This is a genomic window from Pseudomonas defluvii, from assembly GCF_001695625.1.
GTDB classification, from domain to species: Bacteria; Pseudomonadota; Gammaproteobacteria; order Pseudomonadales; family Pseudomonadaceae; genus Aquipseudomonas; species Aquipseudomonas defluvii.
The window spans coordinates 36,464-53,331 of record NZ_MBPN01000005.1; the positions used below are offsets into that span (position 1 = coordinate 36,464).

The window sequence follows — 16,868 nt, forward strand, 5'->3', positions numbered from 1 at the left end:
TTGAGGAGGGCCTGCAGGCACCGGCTGTGCCAGTACCTGCAGGGAGGGACTACTCAGTTGCCCTTCACTGCATAGTCCGGGCGCTTGTCGTTGCCAGGGATAAAGGGGCTCCAGGGTTGCGCGCGCAGCGGTTGCTCGGTCTGCCAGACCACGTTGAACTGACCGTCGTCCTGGATTTCGCCGATCATGACCGGCTTGTGCAGGTGGTGGTTGCTCTTGTCCATGGTCAAGGTGAAGCCCGACGGTGCCTTGAAGCTCTGGCCGGCCAAGGCTTCGCGAACCTTGTCGACGTCGGTGGACTTGGCCTTTTCCACGGCCTGTGCCCACATGTGAATGCCAACGTAGGTGGCTTCCATCGGGTCATTGGTCACGGCCTTGTCGGCACCTGGCAGGTTCTTCGCTTTGGCATAGGCCTTCCAGTCGGCGACGAACTGGCTGTTCACCGGGTTTTCCACCGACTCGAAGTAGTTCCAGGCGGCCAGGTGCCCGACCAGCGGTTTGGTGTCGATGCCGCGCAGTTCTTCTTCGCCCACCGAGAAAGCCACGACCGGTACGTCGGTCGCTTTCAGGCCCTGGTTGGCCAGTTCCTTGTAGAACGGCACGTTGGAGTCGCCATTGACGGTGGAGATCACTGCGGTCTTGCCGCCTGCGGAGAACTTCTTGATGTTGGCGACGATGGTCTGGTAATCGCTGTGCCCGAACGGCGTGTAGACCTCTTCGATGTCCTTGTCGGCCACGCCCTTGCTGTGCAGGAAGGCGCGCAGAATCTTGTTGGTGGTGCGTGGGTAGACGTAATCGGTGCCAAGCAGGAAGTAGCGCTTGGCCGCGCCGCCTTCTTCGCTCATCAGGTACTCCACCGCCGGAATGGCCTGCTGGTTCGGCGCTGCACCGGTGTAGAAGACATTCGGCGACATTTCCTCGCCTTCATATTGCACGGGGTAGAACAGCAGGCCGTTGAGCTCCTCGAACACCGGCAGCACGGACTTGCGCGATACCGATGTCCAGCAGCCGAATACCACGGCGACCTTGTCCTGGGTCAGCAGTTGGCGGCTCTTCTCGGCGAACAGCGGCCAATTCGAGGCCGGGTCGACCACGACAGGTTCCAGCAACTTGCCATTGACCCCACCCTTGGCGTTGATCTGTTCGATGGTCATCAGCGCCATGTCCTTGAGCGACGTCTCGGAAATCGCCATGGTTCCCGACAGCGAATGCAGGATGCCGACCTTGATGGTCTCGGCGGCCTGGATACTCCAGCTCAAGCCCATCGCGGCGATGGATGCGCTCAGGGTAAAGGCCTTGATCAGACTGCGACGCTTCATAGTGCACTCTCCATTGAATTCGATTGTTCTGTTTGGCAGATGGCGACTTCAGGAGAGAGCGTTAGCAAGCGCTGTGCCGACTTGTGTACAGGCTGGTGGGCTGCGTGTTTACAGGTTCAGGGGCAAATGGAATGCACTGTGATGACGCCCCGGTACGCTCGTTACGGGGGCGATTGCACAGGAATGGCTCATGGCTGGTATTGAGTCGGGCAGGGCGAGGTCAGGTTGCCGGTGCCAGGACGCGACGGCCCAGCCCTCGGTCCAGCAGCCATACCACCAGCATCGAGGCACCCACCAGCGGGAAGGCAATGCCCAGGCCGAGCATGATCACGGTGGCCGACTTCCAGCGTGGCAGGTCATGTCGCAGGGGCGGTACGCCCAGCCCGCCCTGAGGTCGGCGTTTCCACCAGATCACCAGCCCGCTGACCGAGCCCAGCAGGATCATCAGGCAGATCAGCAATACGATGAGCTGGTTGACCAGGCCAAACAATTTGCCCTCGTGCAACATCACCCCCAGCTCAGTGGCTCGGGCAACGCTGTTGTAATCCTGCCAGCGCACATCCACCAGCACCTTGCCGGTGTACTGGTCGACATGCAGGGTGGCGTCGTTACGCGGGTCGTCGGCGAACACGGCAATGGTGAAAACACCTTCGGCCGTGCTCGGCAGGGTGATGCTGTAGCCCGGTTCAACCTGGCGCGCAGTGGCAATGTCTTCGACCTGTTGCAGGCTTACCTGTGGCAAAGCGGGCGCAGAGTTTGCGGCCACGTGACCGGTATGTTCAGCGTGCGCGCCGGATTGTGGCATTGGCGTGTTTTCCACGGCCCAAGGCACGGTCTGCCGGTTGGCGTTGTTGAGGGTGCGGGCCTGCTGGTCGGACTGCGGTACTTCGTTCCACATGGCCGCCGGAAAGCGGTTCCACAGGTCGGCGTATTGTTTGCCCCAGAAGCCGGTCCAGGTCATGCCACTGAGTAACATCAGCAACAGTAAGGCTGAGCCCCAGAAACCGCTGACGGCATGCAGGTCGCGCCAGAACAGACGCCCGCGTGCGCCCAGGCGCGGCCACAGCACGCCAGCCGAAGCTTTGCCGCGTGGCCACCACAGGTACAGCCCGGACACCACCAGGACGATGCCCCAGCCTGCGGCCAATTCAACCACGCGGTCACCGACCGTGCCGATCATCAGCTCGCCGTGTAGCGCACGGGCCACCGCTTGCAGGTTGCGCTTGGCATCCTGCGCGCCGAGTACAGTGCCGGTGTAGGGGTCGATGAATACATTCAGTTCTCGCCCGCCCTCATGCACCACGAATTGCGCACTGCGATCGGGCGCTGGGGCAGGCAAGTACTGCCCGACATGCCCCTGTGGGTAGGCGTGTTGTACGTGTTGTTTCAGGGCGTCGGCGCTTTGCCGGTGATGGCCCGCCTCGACCACCATCAGGTCACGGTACATCAGCGGATCAAGCTGTGGCTTGAACAGGTAGATGATCCCGGTGATGGCCAGCAGGATCATAATCGGAGCCACGAACAACCCGGCGTAGAAGTGCCAGCGCCAGGCCAGGTTGTAGAAAGACGGTTGTATTATTTTCATTGCACGCTCCAGCGGTGTGGGCGCGGCTTTTCAGCCGCGCCCGGCTGCATCAGAAACTCAGGTCGACTTTGGTCCAGAACGTACGGCCCGGCTCGTTGATCGCTTGTGGGTCATTGGCCGGATAACCGAAGCCGGCGTTACCCGCCAGGTTCAGGTGTTCGGCGTAGGCTTTGTCGAACAGGTTGTCGACGCCCGTGCTGAGCTTGAGGTTCTTGTTCACGCGGTAAGCGCCGTTGAGCGAGAACACGCCGAAGCCCCCACTCTTTTCATAGTCCTTGCCGACCACGTTGCCTTTGTTTTCATCAATGCGGTTCTGCGCCGCTACCACGCGCCACAGCGCGCCGGCACTCCAGTCATCGCGACTGTAGGTCAGGCCCAGGCGGCTTTCCAACGGAGGCATTTGTGGCAGGGCTGCGCCATCGCTGCTGTTCTTGCCCCAGGCGTAGGCCAGGGTGGCATCGGCCTTCCAGTTGGAGGTCAGCTTGTAGGCGGCACCGAGCTCACCGCCCATGATCCGTGCATCGATGTTCTGGGCCTGGGAGCTGTTCTGGGTGTAGTCGAACAGGATGTAGTCGCGCACCTGGCCAACATAACCGGAGGCCCAGGCCTCGACCACGTCGGTCTGGTACTGGATACCGAAGTCGAGCTGGGTGGTTTTCTCTGGCTTGATCGCGTCGAAGGCATTCACCGAGCCGTCAGGGCCGGATTTGGGCGAGAACAATTCCCAGTAGTCCGGGAAGCGCTGGGCATGCCCGAGGCCGATGTAGGTGGTAGCCGGGATGGCCGCGAGGTCGTGCTCATAGCGTACAAAACCGCTGGGCAGGGTGTCGGCACGGGTGTCACCGTAGGTGGGGTTGGGCCGCGGCATCATGCCTGAGGTGGTCTTGCGATAGTCTTTGGCCGAGGCGCGGTCCAGGCGTGCGCCGGTGATCAGCCGATCCTGCTGGGTGGTTTCCCAGGTCAGTTCACCAAACACGCCGTAGTTGTGGAAGTCGGCATCTTTGGTCCACGGTTTGTCTTTGTGTGCATCGATGCCCATGCCGCCACGTTGGCGGTGTTCGTTGGTCTGCGCATCGATACCGCTGATCAGCTTCACGTCGGCCCAGCGCCAGGTCGCCTTGATCCGCGCACCCATCGTGCGGCGGTCGACGTTGCTGACCATCGGCCCGGCCATCATGCCGCTGGTGGGCGGTGTACGCAGGCTGTAGTTATCCATCACGTGATCGGCGTAGTTGTAGTAGACCTGCGCTTCGACCTTGTCGAGCACGTCGCCAAGGTTGGATTTCTCGAAGCGCAGGCCCAGGCTTTCGCGTTTGAACTGCGACCCGTCCATGCCTCGCCCGGCATACCGCGCTTCACCGTCGCCCTTTCCGGCGGTCAGCTCCAGCAGGGTATCGGCGTCTGGCGTCCAGCCGAGGGCGACGTCGCCGTTCCACTTGTCCCAGCGGGACGGCACCGTATCGCCGTTACCATCCTCGTAGTCATCCGAGTGCGATTGGTTGCCGATGACACGTACATAGCCCAACTGGCCGCCTGCCGCCGCGTCCAGCACCTTGTCGAAGCGGCCGTTGGAGCCAGCCAGCACGCTGGCGTTGACTCGGCTGCCAAGCTCGCCGAATTGCTCGGGCTCGCGCTCGAAAAGGATGGTTCCTGCTGATGCGCCCGGCCCCCAGAGGACGGTCTGCGGGCCTTTGATCACGGTCAGGCGATCGTAGGTTTCCGGTGCGATGTAGGACGTCGGCGCATCCATACGGTTTGGGCAGGCGCCGAGCATTACGCCGCCGTTGGTGAGGATGTTCAGGCGTGAGCCGAACATGCCGCGCAGCACCGGGTCGCCGTTGGTGCCGCCTGCGCGAATGGCGGAGAACCCGGGGATGGTCTTCAGGTAGTCGGCACCGTCGCTGGCGGGTACGGGCTGGCGAGGGTCCTTGGGGTTGGTGACCACGGTCAGCGGTGAACTGGGCGCCACAGCGGTGATGACCGTGGGGCTCAGTTCGGCTGGGTCTTGAGTGTGGTTCTCATGGCCTTGCTCGGCGGCCAGGATGAACGGGCTGAGCAGGGAGCCACAGGCCACGGCGATAGTGCCGCGCAGGGACAGACGAAACATAGCGGTGCAGCCAGACATAATCATTCCAACGTTTTTCAGTCAAAGGCAGATGTCGACCTTCGGGCAGACGCCCGGGCCGAGTTCGATAACAAGTGGGTTCAGACTGAAAACGAGGTAGGCGGAGCGCGGGTTCGAGCGCCGGGGAAGATCGCTTGGCGGGCATGGCCTTGGCGAGGCTGGACGATCAGCCCTGTGCTGGCCGGTGTGACGGTGCTGTCCAGCAGGCTGTGCGTCTGGGGCAGGGCCGGGCAGTGGAAGAACAGGCTGCAGTAGCCGCACTTCTCCCACAGGACGTGCAGTGACGGTGAGGCCTTGTGTGCGCTGGTCGCCTGAGCACCCTCGTGACAGGCCATCTCCATGCCCGCAGGCATGGAGGCACGATGATCCATCGGCATCGACTGAGAAATCAGTGGGCCGATGAAGATCATCAACATGGCGAACAGGCTCAGCCAGCTGCCGCGAGGTGATGCGGGCCGGATCTGGCGTTGGCGCAAGGTGCTCATCGCGGGGACGCGTCAGCGATCAATGGCTGTGGGCAGCCTCTTCGGGCGGCTGCTTCTGTACCGCGACCTCAACCGTGATATCGCCGGCTTTCTCAAAATGCAGTGTGAGTGGAAAGCGCTTGCCGTCGCGCAGCAGGCTGCGGTCCTTGGGTTGCATGAGCATGACGTGATAGGCGCCAGGGGCGAAGACCAGGTCGCTGCCGGCGGGAACGACGACGCTAGGCACCTGCTGCATCTTCATCAGGCCGTCCTTCATCAGGTGCTCGTGCAGCTCGGCATTGTCGCTGATGGGGGAGGCGACGCTGAGTAGGCGGTCGGCGTTGTTGCCCTTGTTGTGAACAACGAAATAGGCCGCCACATTGGGCGCGTTGGGCGGTAGTTCTTGCGACCATGGGTGCGCGATGTGCAGATCGCCCTTAGTGTATTCATGGGCGTTGGCAAACGTCACCGGCAGCAACAGGGCGGCCAGGGCAAAGGCTTTCAATAGCATGGTAGTTCTCCAGTCGATTCGGTTTCGCAACGGATAGCGTAGAGAATCAAACCAGAGGTGGGGCACGAGGATTGAGGGCGGGCCACAATTGCCGCGGTGTTGGCTGAAGCGTGCTGAACAGGGGTTGCGGTATGCCAAACGCCTGTTCGGGCAACAGCAGTCGCGGTGCTTGTGCCGGTAGCGCCAGCACGGGTGCCGATCCGGAGCAGCACCAGCAGTGCTGCATCACGGAATGATCGTCATTCGCCGGCCCGGGCTCGGTCTGGCCCAGCGAAATCGCTACCAACTGCGTACCGCTGCCAGAGCAGAACGCCCCCCAGAGCAGTTGCTCGGCTTGCCCCTTGGGGGCTGCCGCAGACAACGGCATCGCCAGCATGTTCACCAATACGGCGATGCAGGCGATCCAGGCATAGGCAAGCCGTTGTCGTGGCATGGAAAGATCCGGTCAGGAATCGTGAGTGTTGGCCATTTAGCCAGAAGTGCCAGTATAAGTACAAAAGCCCGGGTGCGATGAAGTGCCGCAGGCTGAGCCTGCCGGACTGACCGGGCGTTTAACGCAGCGCCTCCAGCAATGCCTGTGTCGACCAGAACAGGCGGTCTGCCTCCGGCAATGCCGGGCGCTTGAGAATCAACACCGGCACCCCGCGCTCGCGCGCCACGTCCAGTTTGGGCTCGGTGGCGCTGCTGCCACTGTTCTTGCTGATCAGCACGTCGATCTGCCGACGCTCAAACAAGGCACGTTCGTCGTCGATGCAGAACGGCCCGCGTGCACCGATGATTTCGCAGTGCTCGTTGCCAAGGCAGCTCTCCAGTGCGCGCAGGGTCCAGAATTGCTGGGACGGTATCTCGTCCAGGTGCTGCAACGGCTCGCGGCCCAGGGTGAACAGCGGGCGCTGGAAGGGGGCCAGCGCCTGCATCAGTTCGCCCCAGTCGGCCACTTCACGCCAGTCATCTCCAGGTTGTGCTTGCCAGGCCGTGCGACGCAGTGCCCAGCACGGAATGCCCACCTGCTTGGCCGCGAGAACCGCGTTGTGGCTGATTTGTGCGGCGTACGGGTGTGTGGCGTCGATCAGCAGGCGGATGCCTTCTGCCTGTAGGTACGCCGCCAGACCTTGTGCGCCGCCGTACCCGCCAACGCGCACCTGGCAGGGCAGATCCTGTGGCACGCGCCCAACCCCCGCCAGGCTGTAGACGTGCTCGGGGCCCAGTTGACGCGCTATGGCCAAGGCTTCGGTGACGCCTCCGAGCAGCAGGATACGTGGGCTCATTGCACACCCGCCTGGCCGACAATGCCGCCTTGGCGGTCGATGGCGAAGACTTCCACCTGCACCTGGGGTGGGACGATGGTTTGCGCGAAGGCCCGGGCATGAGCGCAGACGGCATCGCCCAAGGCTACGCCCGCCGCGTGAGCCAGCGCTAGCGCCTGCTGGCTGGTGTTGGCCTGGATGATGGCCGCCTGTAGCTCGGCGTCGGCACCAATGGCAGCGGCCCACCCGGCCAACTGTGGCAGGTCGATACTGGAGTGGCGGCTGTGCAGGTCCATGTGCCCGGCGGCCAGCTTGCTGATCTTGCCGAACCCCCCGCAGATACTCAGCTTGTCCACAGGCACCTTGCGCAGGTGCTTGAGCACCGCACCGACGAAGTCGCCCATTTCGATCAGGGCGATTTCCGGCAAGTTGTAGTACTGGCGCATGGTGTCTTCACTGGCATTGCCGGTGCAGGCTGCGATGTGCAGGTAACCGTTGGTTCTGGCGACATCGATGCCTTGATGAATCGAGGCGATGTAGGCTGCGCAGGAAAACGGTCGGACGATGCCGCTGGTACCGAGAATCGACAGCCCGCCGAGAATCCCCAGGCGTGGGTTCATGGTTTTCAAGGCGAGGTTTTCGCCATCGCGGACATTCACAGTCACTTCAAACCCTCCGGCGTAGGCGGCTTCCTCTGCCAGCCGTTGCAGGTGTTCAGTCATCATCTTCCGAGGCACAGGATTGATGGCTGGCTCGCCCACCGCCAGCACCAGCCCGGGGCGGGTCACGGTGCCGACGCCGCTGCCCGCGACAAACCGTACGCCCGGCTGTGCTTGCAGGCGAACGCGGCTGTAGAGCAGCGCACCGTGGGTGACATCCGGGTCGTCACCGGCATCCTTGAGGGTTCCCGCTTCGGCGCCATCGTCGAGCAAACGGCAGAACTCCAGGCGCATCTGCACGACCTTGCCCTTGGGCAGGGTGATCTGCACCGCATCACTGGCTTGCCCCGTCAGCAACAGGCGAGCCGCCGCCAGGCTGGTGGCTGTGGCGCAGCTACCGGTGGTCAGGCCACTGCGCAGTGGCGCGGGTTGTTCGGCCGTTTCGTCACGCATCGAGGGGTTTGACCAGATCGAGCAGGGTAATGGGGAGCGCCTGGCGCCACGTGTCGAACTCACCCAGCGGCTGCGCCTGGGCGATGTGAATACGGGTCAGTTCGCCGCCGTGGCGCTCACGCCAGTCGGCCAGGGTGGCCTCACTTTGCAGGGTCACGGCGTTGGCGACCAGGCGGCCCCCGGGGCGCAACTGATTCCAGCAGTGCTGCAGCACACCCTCACGGGTGACACCGCCGCCGATGAAGATTGCATCGGGCTGCTCCAGGCCTGCCAGCGCGTGCGGTGCGCGCCCGCGGATCAGTTGCAGGCCGGGTACGCCGAGTGCATCGCGGTTGTGTTCAATCAGCTGTTGGCGGCCTTCGTCGGCCTCAATGGCCAGAGCCCGGCAACTGGGATGCGCGCGCATCCATTCGATGCCGATGGAGCCGCTGCCGGCGCCAACGTCCCAGAGCAGTTCGCCAGGTTGCGGGGCGAGCCGGGCGAGGGTGATGGCGCGTACATCGCGCTTGGTGATCTGGCCATCATGACGAAAGGCGGAATCCGGCAGGCCGGCCAAGGGCGACAGGCGCGGCGCGTCGGGGTCGGCCTGGCAGTCGATGGCAACGACATTCAGTGCTGCCACGTCCGGGTTGGACCAGGTATTGGCATGCCCTTCGTGTTGGCGCTCCAGCGGGCCACCCAAGTGCTCCAGCACCACCATGCGGCTGGCGCCAAAGCCTCGGGCACGCAGCAGTTCGGCCAGCGCTGCAGGGCTGCTGGCGTCGTTGCTCAGCACCAGCAGGCGCTGACCGGTATAGAGGTGAGCGGCCACCGCGGCGACCGGGCGAGCGACGACCGAGAGGGTGACAACGTCTTGCAGCGGCCAGCCGAGCCGGGCCGCCGCCAGCGAACAGGAAGACGGTGCCGGTAGCACGGTCATTTCACTGGCCGTGACCTGACGTGCCAGGCTAGCGCCCACGCCATACAGCATGGGGTCGCCACTGGCCAATACACACACCGCTTCACCGCGCAGCGCCAACAACGGCGTCAAGGAAAACGGGCTAGGCCAGGGCTCGCGTTCAGCGCCGATGCAGCGTGGCAGCAAGGCCAACTGCCGTGGGCTGCCAAACACCCGCGCAGCGCCGAGCAGCGCCCTGCGGGCTTGCTTGCCGAGGCCGTTGAAGCCGTCTTCGCCGATTCCTACCAGGGTGAGCCAGGGGGCCATGCCGCATCCTCTACACTGCCAATCCGACCAGCAGGCTTATCCTGCTGCCGGACAAAGCAGGCATAATACCGCGCCTTCCAACGACCAGCGCCTTTTGACGATTATCGGGTGATCTTTTGAACGAGCTACAGCCGTCCCCTGCGTTACGCCCCTCGGCCTGTCCGGGGTTGTGGCGCATCGTCCAGGCGCTGGATGGCGGTATTTCCCGGATCAAGCTCAATGGCGGCGAAATCAGTGCCGGCCAGGCTGATGCGGTGGCCGAGGCGGCCGAGCGTTTTGCCATCGGAGTGATCGAGCTGACCAACCGCAGCAACCTGCAGATTCGCGGCATCGGCACCGAGCGCGACGCGTTGATTGCCTGTTTGCTCGCGGCGGGCCTGGGGCCGACCCAGATGGCCGGTGATGATGTGCGCAACCTGATGCTCAGCCCAACGGCGGGCCTGGACCGCGCCATGCTGTTCGATACCCGGCCATTGGCCCGGCAGATTCTCGATTCGTTGCAAAGCAGCCCACGTTTTCAGCAACTCTCACCCAAGTTCGCCGTGCAGCTGGATGGCGGTGAAGCGATGGCCATGCTCCGTCACCCTCATGACCTGTGGCTATCGGCACTGAGCCTGGAAGGTCAGCCCTGGCTGGCATTCGGGCTGGCAGGGTGCCCGAGTGAGGACGGCGCATTGGGCGCGGTGCCGTTGGCACAAGGGCATGCGCTGGTGCTGGCGGTACTGAACACCTTTCTTGATCTGGCTTCGCCTGAGCAGGCGCGTATGCGCCAGTTGTTGGCGACAATGGACGTGGAGGCGTTCGTTGCCCGTTTGCCCCTGACGCTACGGCGCGATGTTGCCGTTCGCCAGTGGCGCAGGGGCGTGGGTGACCTTGCCCAGCCGCTGGGAGTCTACCCACAGCTTCAGCCTGATCATGCGGCCGTCTGTGCAGTGGCCCCATTGGGGCGGTTGAGTGTCGAGCAATTGCGTGGTGTTGCGCGGCTTGCGCGCGAGTGGGGTGACGGTAGCTTGCGCATGACGCCGTGGCAGGGTGTGCTGTTGCCGAACGTCGCCGTGGAGCAGGCCTCGGCGGCCGTGGCCGGTTTGAGCGCATTGGGGTTGCTGTGTGACGTGCGTGAACCCTTGGCCCGACTGGTCGCGTGCACCGGTTCGACGGGCTGCGCCAAGGCGCTGTCCGACACCAAGGGCGATGCCCAGCGGCTGGCCCCGCTGCTGTCCCGATCGGGAGCGCTTGGTGCTGTTCACCTCAGCGGCTGCCAGCGCTCCTGTGCCATGGCCCATGCCGCGCCAGCCACGCTGCTGGCCGTGGGCCCCGGTCATTACGACCTGTATTTTCACGACCCGGCGCAGCCGGGCCTGGGCGTCCTCAGCGGGCGCAATCTGACAATAGAAGAAGCGGGCGTTTATCTGGACACCCGCTTATGGAGCAACATCGATGATTGATTACATCCGCGACGGCCAGGAGATTTATCGCAACTCCTTCGCCATCATTCGCCAGGAAGCCCGTCTTGAGCGGATTCCGGCTGACCTGGAAAAGCTCGCGGTGCGGGTGATTCACGCGTGCGGCATGGTCGAGGTGGTTGATGCCCTGCGTTTCTCCCCGGGTGCGGGCAAGGCCGGGCGCGATGCGCTGGCGGCGGGTGCGCCGATTCTCTGTGATGCGCGGATGGTTGCCGAAGGCATTACCCGTGCGCGCCTGCCGGCTAACAACGAGGTGATCTGTACCCTCAAGGACGACAGCGTGCCGGACCTGGCCCGCGAGCTGGGCAACACCCGCTCGGCGGTGGCGCTGGAGCTGTGGCGCCCTTTCCTGGAAGGCAGTGTGGTGGTGATTGGCAATGCCCCCACCGCCTTGTTCTACCTGTTGGAAATGATTGATGCCGGGGCGCCCAAGCCCGCGCTGATCCTGGGGTTCCCGGTGGGCTTTGTCGGTGCTGCCGAGTCCAAGGCCATGCTCGCCGCTGATAGCCGTGGCGTGCCGTTTGTGATCGTCGAAGGCCGCCGTGGCGGCAGCGCCATGGCCGCAGCGGCGGTCAACGCCCTGGCCACGGAGGTGGAGTGATGCAGGCTCGTGGACGTTTGCTTGGCCTGGGCGTCGGCCCGGGTGATCCGGAGCTGATCACCGTCAAGGCCTTGCGCCTGCTGCGCGAGGCGCCGGTGGTGGCGTACTTTGTTGCCAAGGGTAAGCGTGGCAACGCATTCGGCATTATCGAAGCGCATTTGCAGGATGCCCAGACCCTGTTGCCACTGGTCTATCCGGTGACCACCGAAGCACTGCCAGCGCCATTGTCCTATGAGCAGGTCATCAGCGATTTCTACGATCAGGCCAGCCTTGACGTGGCGGCGCACCTGGATGCCGGTCGCGATGTGGCAGTGATCTGCGAAGGCGATCCGTTCTTCTACGGCTCATACATGTACCTGCACGACCGCCTTGCCGAGCGTTACGACGCACAGGTGGTGCCGGGTGTCTGCTCGATGCTGGGCGGTGCTTCTGTGTTGGGCGCGCCGCTGGTGTATCGCAACCAGAGCCTGTCGGTTCTCTCGGGCGTGTTGCCACACGAAGAACTCAAGCGCCGCCTGGCCGATGCCGATGCGGCAGTGATCATGAAGCTGGGGCGCAACTTCCCCAAGGTCCGTCAGGTGCTGAGCGAACTGGGGCTGGCCGAGCGTGCGTTGTATGTCGAGCGGGCGACCATGGCCAATCAGAAGATCGTCGCGCTGGATGAGGTCGACCCGCAATCGTCACCTTATTTCTCGCTGATTATCGTGCCGGGTGAGAGGTGGCAAGGGTGATGGCGCGCAAGGCTCCGGCCATCGTGATTCTCGGCAAGGGCAGCCTGGCCACTGCCCGGAAAATCCAGCAGGTGTATCCCGACGCCCTTATCCATGGCCTCGCGGGCCGGGTCGAGGGTGCCGACCTGAGTTATCAGGCGTTCGGCCAGACCCTGCGCCAGCTGTATCAGCAGGACACGCCGATTATCGCCCTGTGCGCCGCTGGTATTGTCATCCGTACCTTGGCCGACCTGTTGCTGGAGAAGGGCGCTGAGCCTCCGGTGCTGGCCGTGGCCGAAGATGGTAGCGCCGTGGTGCCGTTGCTGGGGGGGCTGGGTGGCGTCAACGTAATGGCCCGTGAAATTGCCGCCGGCCTGGGCGTCGCGGCGGCGATCACCACCAGTGGAGAATTGCGCTTTGGCACCTGCCTGCTCAACCCGCCCAGTGGTTATGCCTTGGCTGATCTTGAGCTGGGTAAGCGCTTTGTCTCCGACCTGCTGGCTGGTGAGCCGGTGCGTATTGAAGGGGCTGCGCCTTGGTTGGCTCAAGCCCAACTGCCGCACGATGAACAGGCGCAGCGTTCGATCCATGTCGGCTGTGAAGCCCGTGAGCCTTCGCCCCATGAGCTGTTGATCCATCCGCGCTGCGTATTGGTGGCAATCAGCGCAACAGTGCCGGAACCGGCTCAGGCCGTGCGCGCTGCCCTGCAGGCGGCGAAGATCGCGGAGCCCGCGCTGGCCTGCCTGTTGGCGGCAGACAGCGAGATGAGCAGCCCGGCGCTGCGTGATGCCGCGGCTGAGTTGGGCGTTGCCTTGCGTTTCGCCCCGGCGGCTGACAGTGTTGTGGCACTGGCGGCACAGGCCCTGCCTCAACTGCTGCTGCCTCAGGCGATGGGTGACGGCATTGCGATTGCCGTGGCCAGTCAGCCTATCGACGTTCAGTCGATAGGCCGTGCCCGTGGTCGACTGGCGGTGATTGGCCTGGGGCCAGGTGCTGCGCAGTTCATGGTGCCGGCGGTCAAGGCCGAGTTGGCCCGCGCCAACGATGTGCTGGGGTACGAGACCTACGTGCGTATGGCCGGCCCGTTCCGCGACGATCAGGTGCTGCATTGCACCGATAACCGCGAAGAGATGCAGCGCGCGCGTCACGCGTTCGAGTTGGCGGTCCAGGGCCGTTCGGTGGTGGTGGTATCGTCGGGTGACCCCGGCGTGTTCGCCATGGCCTCAGCGGTACTGGAAGCCCTTCATGAGTCAGACGACCCGGCCTGGCATGCGGTTGACCTGGAGATCCTGCCGGGGGTTTCAGCCTCGCTGGCCACCGCCGCTCAAGCGGGTGCGCCATTGGGCCATGACTTCTGTGTGCTGTCGCTGTCGGACAACCTCAAGCCGTGGTCGATTATCGAGAAACGCCTCGACCTGGCGGCTCAGGCAGACCTGGCGCTGGCTTTCTATAACCCGATTTCGCGTTCGCGGCCTTGGCAACTGGGGCGTGCCCTGGAAATCGTACGTCAGCACCGTACGGCGCAGACGCCTGTAGTCCTTGGCCGTGATATCGGTAGGCCGGGGCAAACATTGCGCGCCATCACCCTCGGGGAGCTGACCCCTGAGCAGGTGGACATGCGCACCATGGTGTTGGTGGGGTCGTCCACCACCTGCGTGTTCCCTCGTCCTGAGGGCGGCCAATGGGTGTACACGCCACGCTGGTACCCCGAGCAAGGCTGATCCTGCTGAGGAAAGTTTTCGCTCCTGACCCGCCATCGGCTGTTTGAGTAGTGTGATCGGGAAATCCCAATGAAGGGGTTTCCCAATCAAGACAAGGACTATTCAATCATGAGCGATAAAAACGAATTACTGAGCATCGATTCTGCAGCGGTAGTGGAAAGTTCGCTGGTTGCATTCGGCGCCGGCATCTCCCTGCAAAGCCGTAATGACGCCAAAAACGCTTACCTGTTTGCCTCGCTGGCGAGCAACAAACTGTTTGACCCGACGACTCAGGGAGAGGCCTGGTTCAATCAGTTCCTGAAGGTCATGCAAGATTGTGGCTGGGTAACTGCGCATCGCACCTACGAAAAGGAAACGACCTCCGGTCAGTCGATCAAGCTCTCGAACGTGGTGGTCAAGGCTGTCCAGGCAGCCGCTGCTGCTGCAGTACCGGGTGCCCCAGCGGTAGCGGTACTCGGGGATCTGGCGCGCAAGGCGATTGGTGGCCTGCCCAAAAGCGATCAGGCCTTGTCGCTGTTCAAGCGTAACGTGAACCAAAAGGCGGCTGCGGTTGTGGGTGTGGCTTCGTGCATCGAGACCGCCGATGGTGAGGTGGTCATGGCCATGGGTGCCATTCAGCGTCGAGCCTCCACTCATGATGTGGATGTGCTGTTTTTTGACTGGGATTCGGCTTCTTCCGAAACCTATAAAGGCACTGCGGCACTGTCCTTCAACAAGGTGATCTATGATCGCGTGCGTGCGCGCATCGAGCAGCAACTGGGTGATCGTGCGCTGGCCAAGATCCTGGACTACGACATCTGACGATATGTCGTCGGCGAGATGAGCCGCTGTTCGGCTCATCTCTGCACGGGAGACTATCCAGACGAGGAGGTGAGCATGGATGTTGACGGTTATACCCTTTGGATCAACGGCGGCAGCCTGTTGTTTGTAGCGCCACAGGTTGAGGGCGCTGAGCGGCAGGCGGTACTGGATTCGCACCTGTACGCACAATTGCTGGCAAACAAGCGCGCAGGCTCGCGCTTTACTGAACATAAGGCGTGGTATCGCGCGTATCGGACAGCCCTGACGGATCGCGGCTGGTTACTGACACAGCAGCATCAAACGGTAGAAACGGTTTCGGCGCTAGCGCCCATCGCGCCTGTTCAACCGATTCAGGCACAACTTGCCAGCCAGTACCCAGCGTTCCATGAGGTGCTGGCGAAAGGTGTCGAGGCCATGCGCCAAGCGTCGGACCTACAGGGTTTGGACGCGCTGCGCCAGCAGGTCGTGCAACCACTTGAGGCCAGCACGGTTACCCGTATAGCGCTGGAGGTTGGTGTGGTTCAGACGGGGCCCGTCGTGTTGTTCAACAGCGTTGTCCTGGACACGGAGCAGGTGCCTGGCGAGCATTGGCTGGTTGAGCCGCTGGCGGCCCAGTCGCTGACTGGCGAGACCCGCCTTCAGGGGTTTCATGCCCAGTTGGAGTTGCGTCTCTATGAGCCTTATCGCCAGAAACTTGAGTGTTTGATGGCCGATAAGCGCCAAGTGTTCCCGTACACCCGCAAGGTTGAATCCATTCAAGGAGCGATCACTCATGGATAACATTCAAGCATCGGTGGTGGGGGCCAGTGTGGTTTCGTTTCTGCCGGGTGTGCCTGCCCAGCAGCGGGAGTCTGTGCAGTTGGCAACCCTGTTTGCACAGCGTGCAGCCTTGAGTGCCTATAAGGATGGTCAGGTGGAAGACTGGTACAGCTACTATAAGAACCAGTTGAAGTACTTTGGCTGGGATGCGACCCCGGCCGACGCGACGTATCGCCCTGACCCGAGTCGACAGCGCGTAGTCGATCAGGCGCTGGAAAAGATTTCCCAGGTGGCCGGAAGGCCTTATGCCGAGGCGAGTCGGCGTTCGCTTGAAGCGCTGGAAAAGAACGGCAACGCCTTGTCGCTGTTCGAGAGCCGCTCAAGGAACCTTGACTATGCCTACTTCCAGCTAATCCCCTGTAGCCAGGGGGCTTCGGGCGTGGTCGACATGGTGCTGTACCATGAAACGCTCAACATCTCGGAGCAGAGCCGCGGTTTTCTGTTTCAATCGAGCAAAACTGTTTCATCCGCGCGGGCAGAACTGGTGCGCTTCAACACGCGCGGTTTCGAGCACACACACCGCGACAGGGTTTTGGCGAGGTTGAGTAGTGTCCTGCAGAAAGAAATCCTCAGCCTGGAACTCTAAGGGAGTAGGTAGCCCTTTATCCCGGTAAAGATGATTTGCGCCGCCAGGGCGCAGACGAACAGCCCCATCAACCGGCTGACGATCTGCAGGCCCTGGTCGCCGAGCAGGCGTTCGATGCGGTTGGACAGGTAGAGCACCAGGCCGACCGTGAGGCTGGCTGCAGCGATACTGACGATGGCCAGCAGTTTGTCGTCCCAGTGCGGTTGACCAACCCCCATCACCAGCAGCGCACCGATGGTACCTGGGCCGACCGTCAGCGGTATGGTCAGTGGCACGATGGTGACGTCCTGCTGCACGCTGTCGGTCTGCACCGCAGACTTGCCCTGTGCCATGCCCAGTGCGGAAATGAACAGTACGCTGCCCGCACCAATGCGAAAGGCATCGGCGGTGATACCGAAGATGCCGAAGATTACCCGTCCGAACAGGTACAGCAGAACGCTGGAGACGAGCACGCCAATGGCGACTTTCCAGGCCAGGTGCTTGCGCTCCTTGCTGGAGTAGCCACGGGTCAGGCTGATGAAACAGGACAGAACAAAGAACGGGCTGTAGAGCACGAGCATTTTCAGGTAAACGCTGAACAACTCATGAAGCATGGCGTGG

General features: G+C 62.9%; 17 protein-coding genes. 7 read left to right on the forward strand and 10 right to left on the reverse strand.

Annotated features, from left to right (window positions below; translation table 11 throughout):
• Window positions 1-53: 53 nt before the first annotated feature.
• From urtA to EKA13_RS02325, 9 genes are all read right to left on the reverse strand, one after another.
• Window positions 54-1,319, reverse strand: a complete 1,266-nt coding sequence (urtA, locus tag EKA13_RS02285) for an urea ABC transporter substrate-binding protein (RefSeq protein WP_065757923.1) — start codon at window positions 1,317-1,319, stop codon at window positions 54-56.
• 220 nt (window positions 1,320-1,539) lie between these two features.
• Window positions 1,540-2,904: a PepSY-associated TM helix domain-containing protein gene (locus EKA13_RS02290; RefSeq protein WP_065757924.1), complete on the reverse strand. Its 1,365-nt coding sequence runs from the start codon at window positions 2,902-2,904 to the stop codon at window positions 1,540-1,542.
• Between the two features lie 49 nt (window positions 2,905-2,953).
• A complete protein-coding gene (locus EKA13_RS02295) occupies window positions 2,954-5,029 on the reverse strand; it encodes a TonB-dependent copper receptor (RefSeq protein ID WP_065757925.1) in 2,076 nt (691 codons plus the stop codon).
• A gap of 80 nt (window positions 5,030-5,109) precedes the next feature.
• Window positions 5,110-5,514: a DUF2946 domain-containing protein gene (locus EKA13_RS02300; RefSeq protein ID WP_065757926.1), complete on the reverse strand. Its 405-nt coding sequence runs from the start codon at window positions 5,512-5,514 to the stop codon at window positions 5,110-5,112.
• A gap of 19 nt (window positions 5,515-5,533) precedes the next feature.
• Window positions 5,534-6,004 (reverse strand): copper chaperone PCu(A)C, encoded by a 471-nt coding sequence (locus EKA13_RS02305; RefSeq protein ID WP_065757927.1) that lies wholly within the window; start codon window positions 6,002-6,004, stop codon window positions 5,534-5,536.
• Between the two features lie 46 nt (window positions 6,005-6,050).
• On the reverse strand, window positions 6,051-6,437 hold the full coding sequence (locus tag EKA13_RS02310) for a DUF2946 domain-containing protein (protein ID WP_065757928.1): 387 nt from the start codon (window positions 6,435-6,437) through the stop codon (window positions 6,051-6,053).
• Window positions 6,438-6,555: 118 nt separating this feature from the next.
• Window positions 6,556-7,272, reverse strand: coding sequence for a cobalt-precorrin-6A reductase (locus EKA13_RS02315; protein WP_065757929.1), 717 nt, complete (start codon window positions 7,270-7,272; stop codon window positions 6,556-6,558).
• Entirely contained in the window at window positions 7,269-8,363 is a 1,095-nt protein-coding gene (locus tag EKA13_RS02320) for a cobalt-precorrin-5B (C(1))-methyltransferase (RefSeq protein ID WP_065757930.1), read from the reverse strand. Before EKA13_RS02320 ends, EKA13_RS02315 begins: the two co-directional genes overlap by 4 nt.
• Window positions 8,356-9,567, reverse strand: coding sequence for a bifunctional cobalt-precorrin-7 (C(5))-methyltransferase/cobalt-precorrin-6B (C(15))-methyltransferase (locus tag EKA13_RS02325; protein ID WP_065757931.1), 1,212 nt, complete (start codon window positions 9,565-9,567; stop codon window positions 8,356-8,358). The genes EKA13_RS02320 and EKA13_RS02325 overlap by 8 nt, the downstream gene beginning before the upstream one ends.
• Before the next feature lie 116 nt (window positions 9,568-9,683).
• On the opposite strand from EKA13_RS02325, the gene cobG reads away from it, so the two are divergent.
• The 7 genes from cobG (at window position 9,684) to EKA13_RS02360 (ending at window position 16,268) form a co-directional block, all read left to right on the forward strand.
• The gene (cobG, locus tag EKA13_RS02330; RefSeq protein ID WP_065757932.1) at window positions 9,684-11,012 is read left to right on the forward strand and encodes a precorrin-3B synthase; all 1,329 of its coding nucleotides are present in this window, start codon (window positions 9,684-9,686) and stop codon (window positions 11,010-11,012) included.
• Window positions 11,005-11,631 carry a precorrin-8X methylmutase gene (locus tag EKA13_RS02335; RefSeq protein WP_065757933.1) on the forward strand — a complete coding sequence of 209 codons (627 nt, stop codon included), beginning with the start codon at window positions 11,005-11,007 and terminating at the stop codon, window positions 11,629-11,631. The genes cobG and EKA13_RS02335 overlap by 8 nt, the downstream gene beginning before the upstream one ends.
• Window positions 11,631-12,362 carry a precorrin-2 C(20)-methyltransferase gene (locus tag EKA13_RS02340; protein ID WP_065757934.1) on the forward strand — a complete coding sequence of 244 codons (732 nt, stop codon included), beginning with the start codon at window positions 11,631-11,633 and terminating at the stop codon, window positions 12,360-12,362. Before EKA13_RS02335 ends, EKA13_RS02340 begins: the two co-directional genes overlap by 1 nt.
• Complete coding sequence (gene cobJ / locus EKA13_RS02345; protein ID WP_065757935.1) at window positions 12,362-14,062, forward strand: precorrin-3B C(17)-methyltransferase; 1,701 nt, start codon at window positions 12,362-12,364, stop codon at window positions 14,060-14,062. Before EKA13_RS02340 ends, cobJ begins: the two co-directional genes overlap by 1 nt.
• A 108-nt stretch (window positions 14,063-14,170) precedes the next feature.
• A complete protein-coding gene (locus tag EKA13_RS02350; protein WP_065757976.1) occupies window positions 14,171-14,863 on the forward strand; it encodes a hypothetical protein in 693 nt (230 codons plus the stop codon).
• Window positions 14,864-14,938: 75 nt separating this feature from the next.
• Complete coding sequence (locus EKA13_RS02355) at window positions 14,939-15,643, forward strand: hypothetical protein (protein WP_065757936.1); 705 nt, start codon at window positions 14,939-14,941, stop codon at window positions 15,641-15,643.
• Window positions 15,636-16,268 carry a hypothetical protein gene (locus tag EKA13_RS02360; protein WP_065757937.1) on the forward strand — a complete coding sequence of 211 codons (633 nt, stop codon included), beginning with the start codon at window positions 15,636-15,638 and terminating at the stop codon, window positions 16,266-16,268. The genes EKA13_RS02355 and EKA13_RS02360 overlap by 8 nt, the downstream gene beginning before the upstream one ends.
• Here the strand turns inward: EKA13_RS02360 and EKA13_RS02365 are convergent.
• Window positions 16,265-16,861, reverse strand: a complete 597-nt coding sequence (locus tag EKA13_RS02365; RefSeq protein WP_065757938.1) for a MarC family protein — start codon at window positions 16,859-16,861, stop codon at window positions 16,265-16,267. The two genes, EKA13_RS02360 and EKA13_RS02365, sit on opposite strands and share 4 nt — an antisense overlap.
• Window positions 16,862-16,868: the final 7 nt, after the last annotated feature.

Excerpts from the sequence above, each read along its gene's own strand:
- urtA (WP_065757923.1), bottom strand. The coding sequence starts at position 1,319 with ATGAAGCGTCGCAGTCTGATCAAGGCCTTTACCCTGAGCGCATCCATC.
- EKA13_RS02335 (WP_065757933.1), top strand. The coding sequence starts at position 11,005 with ATGATTGATTACATCCGCGACGGCCAGGAGATTTATCGCAACTCCTTC.
- EKA13_RS02305 (WP_065757927.1), bottom strand. The coding sequence starts at position 6,004 with ATGCTATTGAAAGCCTTTGCCCTGGCCGCCCTGTTGCTGCCGGTGACG.
- EKA13_RS02320 (WP_065757930.1), bottom strand. The coding sequence starts at position 8,363 with ATGCGTGACGAAACGGCCGAACAACCCGCGCCACTGCGCAGTGGCCTG.
- EKA13_RS02355 (WP_065757936.1), top strand. The coding sequence starts at position 14,939 with ATGGATGTTGACGGTTATACCCTTTGGATCAACGGCGGCAGCCTGTTG.
- EKA13_RS02365 (WP_065757938.1), bottom strand. The coding sequence starts at position 16,861 with ATGCTTCATGAGTTGTTCAGCGTTTACCTGAAAATGCTCGTGCTCTAC.
- EKA13_RS02310 (WP_065757928.1), bottom strand. The coding sequence starts at position 6,437 with ATGCCACGACAACGGCTTGCCTATGCCTGGATCGCCTGCATCGCCGTA.
- EKA13_RS02295 (WP_065757925.1), bottom strand. The coding sequence starts at position 5,029 with ATGTCTGGCTGCACCGCTATGTTTCGTCTGTCCCTGCGCGGCACTATC.
- EKA13_RS02300 (WP_065757926.1), bottom strand. The coding sequence starts at position 5,514 with ATGAGCACCTTGCGCCAACGCCAGATCCGGCCCGCATCACCTCGCGGC.
- EKA13_RS02325 (WP_065757931.1), bottom strand. The coding sequence starts at position 9,567 with ATGGCCCCCTGGCTCACCCTGGTAGGAATCGGCGAAGACGGCTTCAAC.
- EKA13_RS02350 (WP_065757976.1), top strand. The coding sequence starts at position 14,171 with ATGAGCGATAAAAACGAATTACTGAGCATCGATTCTGCAGCGGTAGTG.
- EKA13_RS02360 (WP_065757937.1), top strand. The coding sequence starts at position 15,636 with ATGGATAACATTCAAGCATCGGTGGTGGGGGCCAGTGTGGTTTCGTTT.
- EKA13_RS02340 (WP_065757934.1), top strand. The coding sequence starts at position 11,631 with ATGCAGGCTCGTGGACGTTTGCTTGGCCTGGGCGTCGGCCCGGGTGAT.
- EKA13_RS02290 (WP_065757924.1), bottom strand. The coding sequence starts at position 2,904 with ATGAAAATAATACAACCGTCTTTCTACAACCTGGCCTGGCGCTGGCAC.
- EKA13_RS02315 (WP_065757929.1), bottom strand. The coding sequence starts at position 7,272 with ATGAGCCCACGTATCCTGCTGCTCGGAGGCGTCACCGAAGCCTTGGCC.
- cobJ (WP_065757935.1), top strand. The coding sequence starts at position 12,362 with ATGGCGCGCAAGGCTCCGGCCATCGTGATTCTCGGCAAGGGCAGCCTG.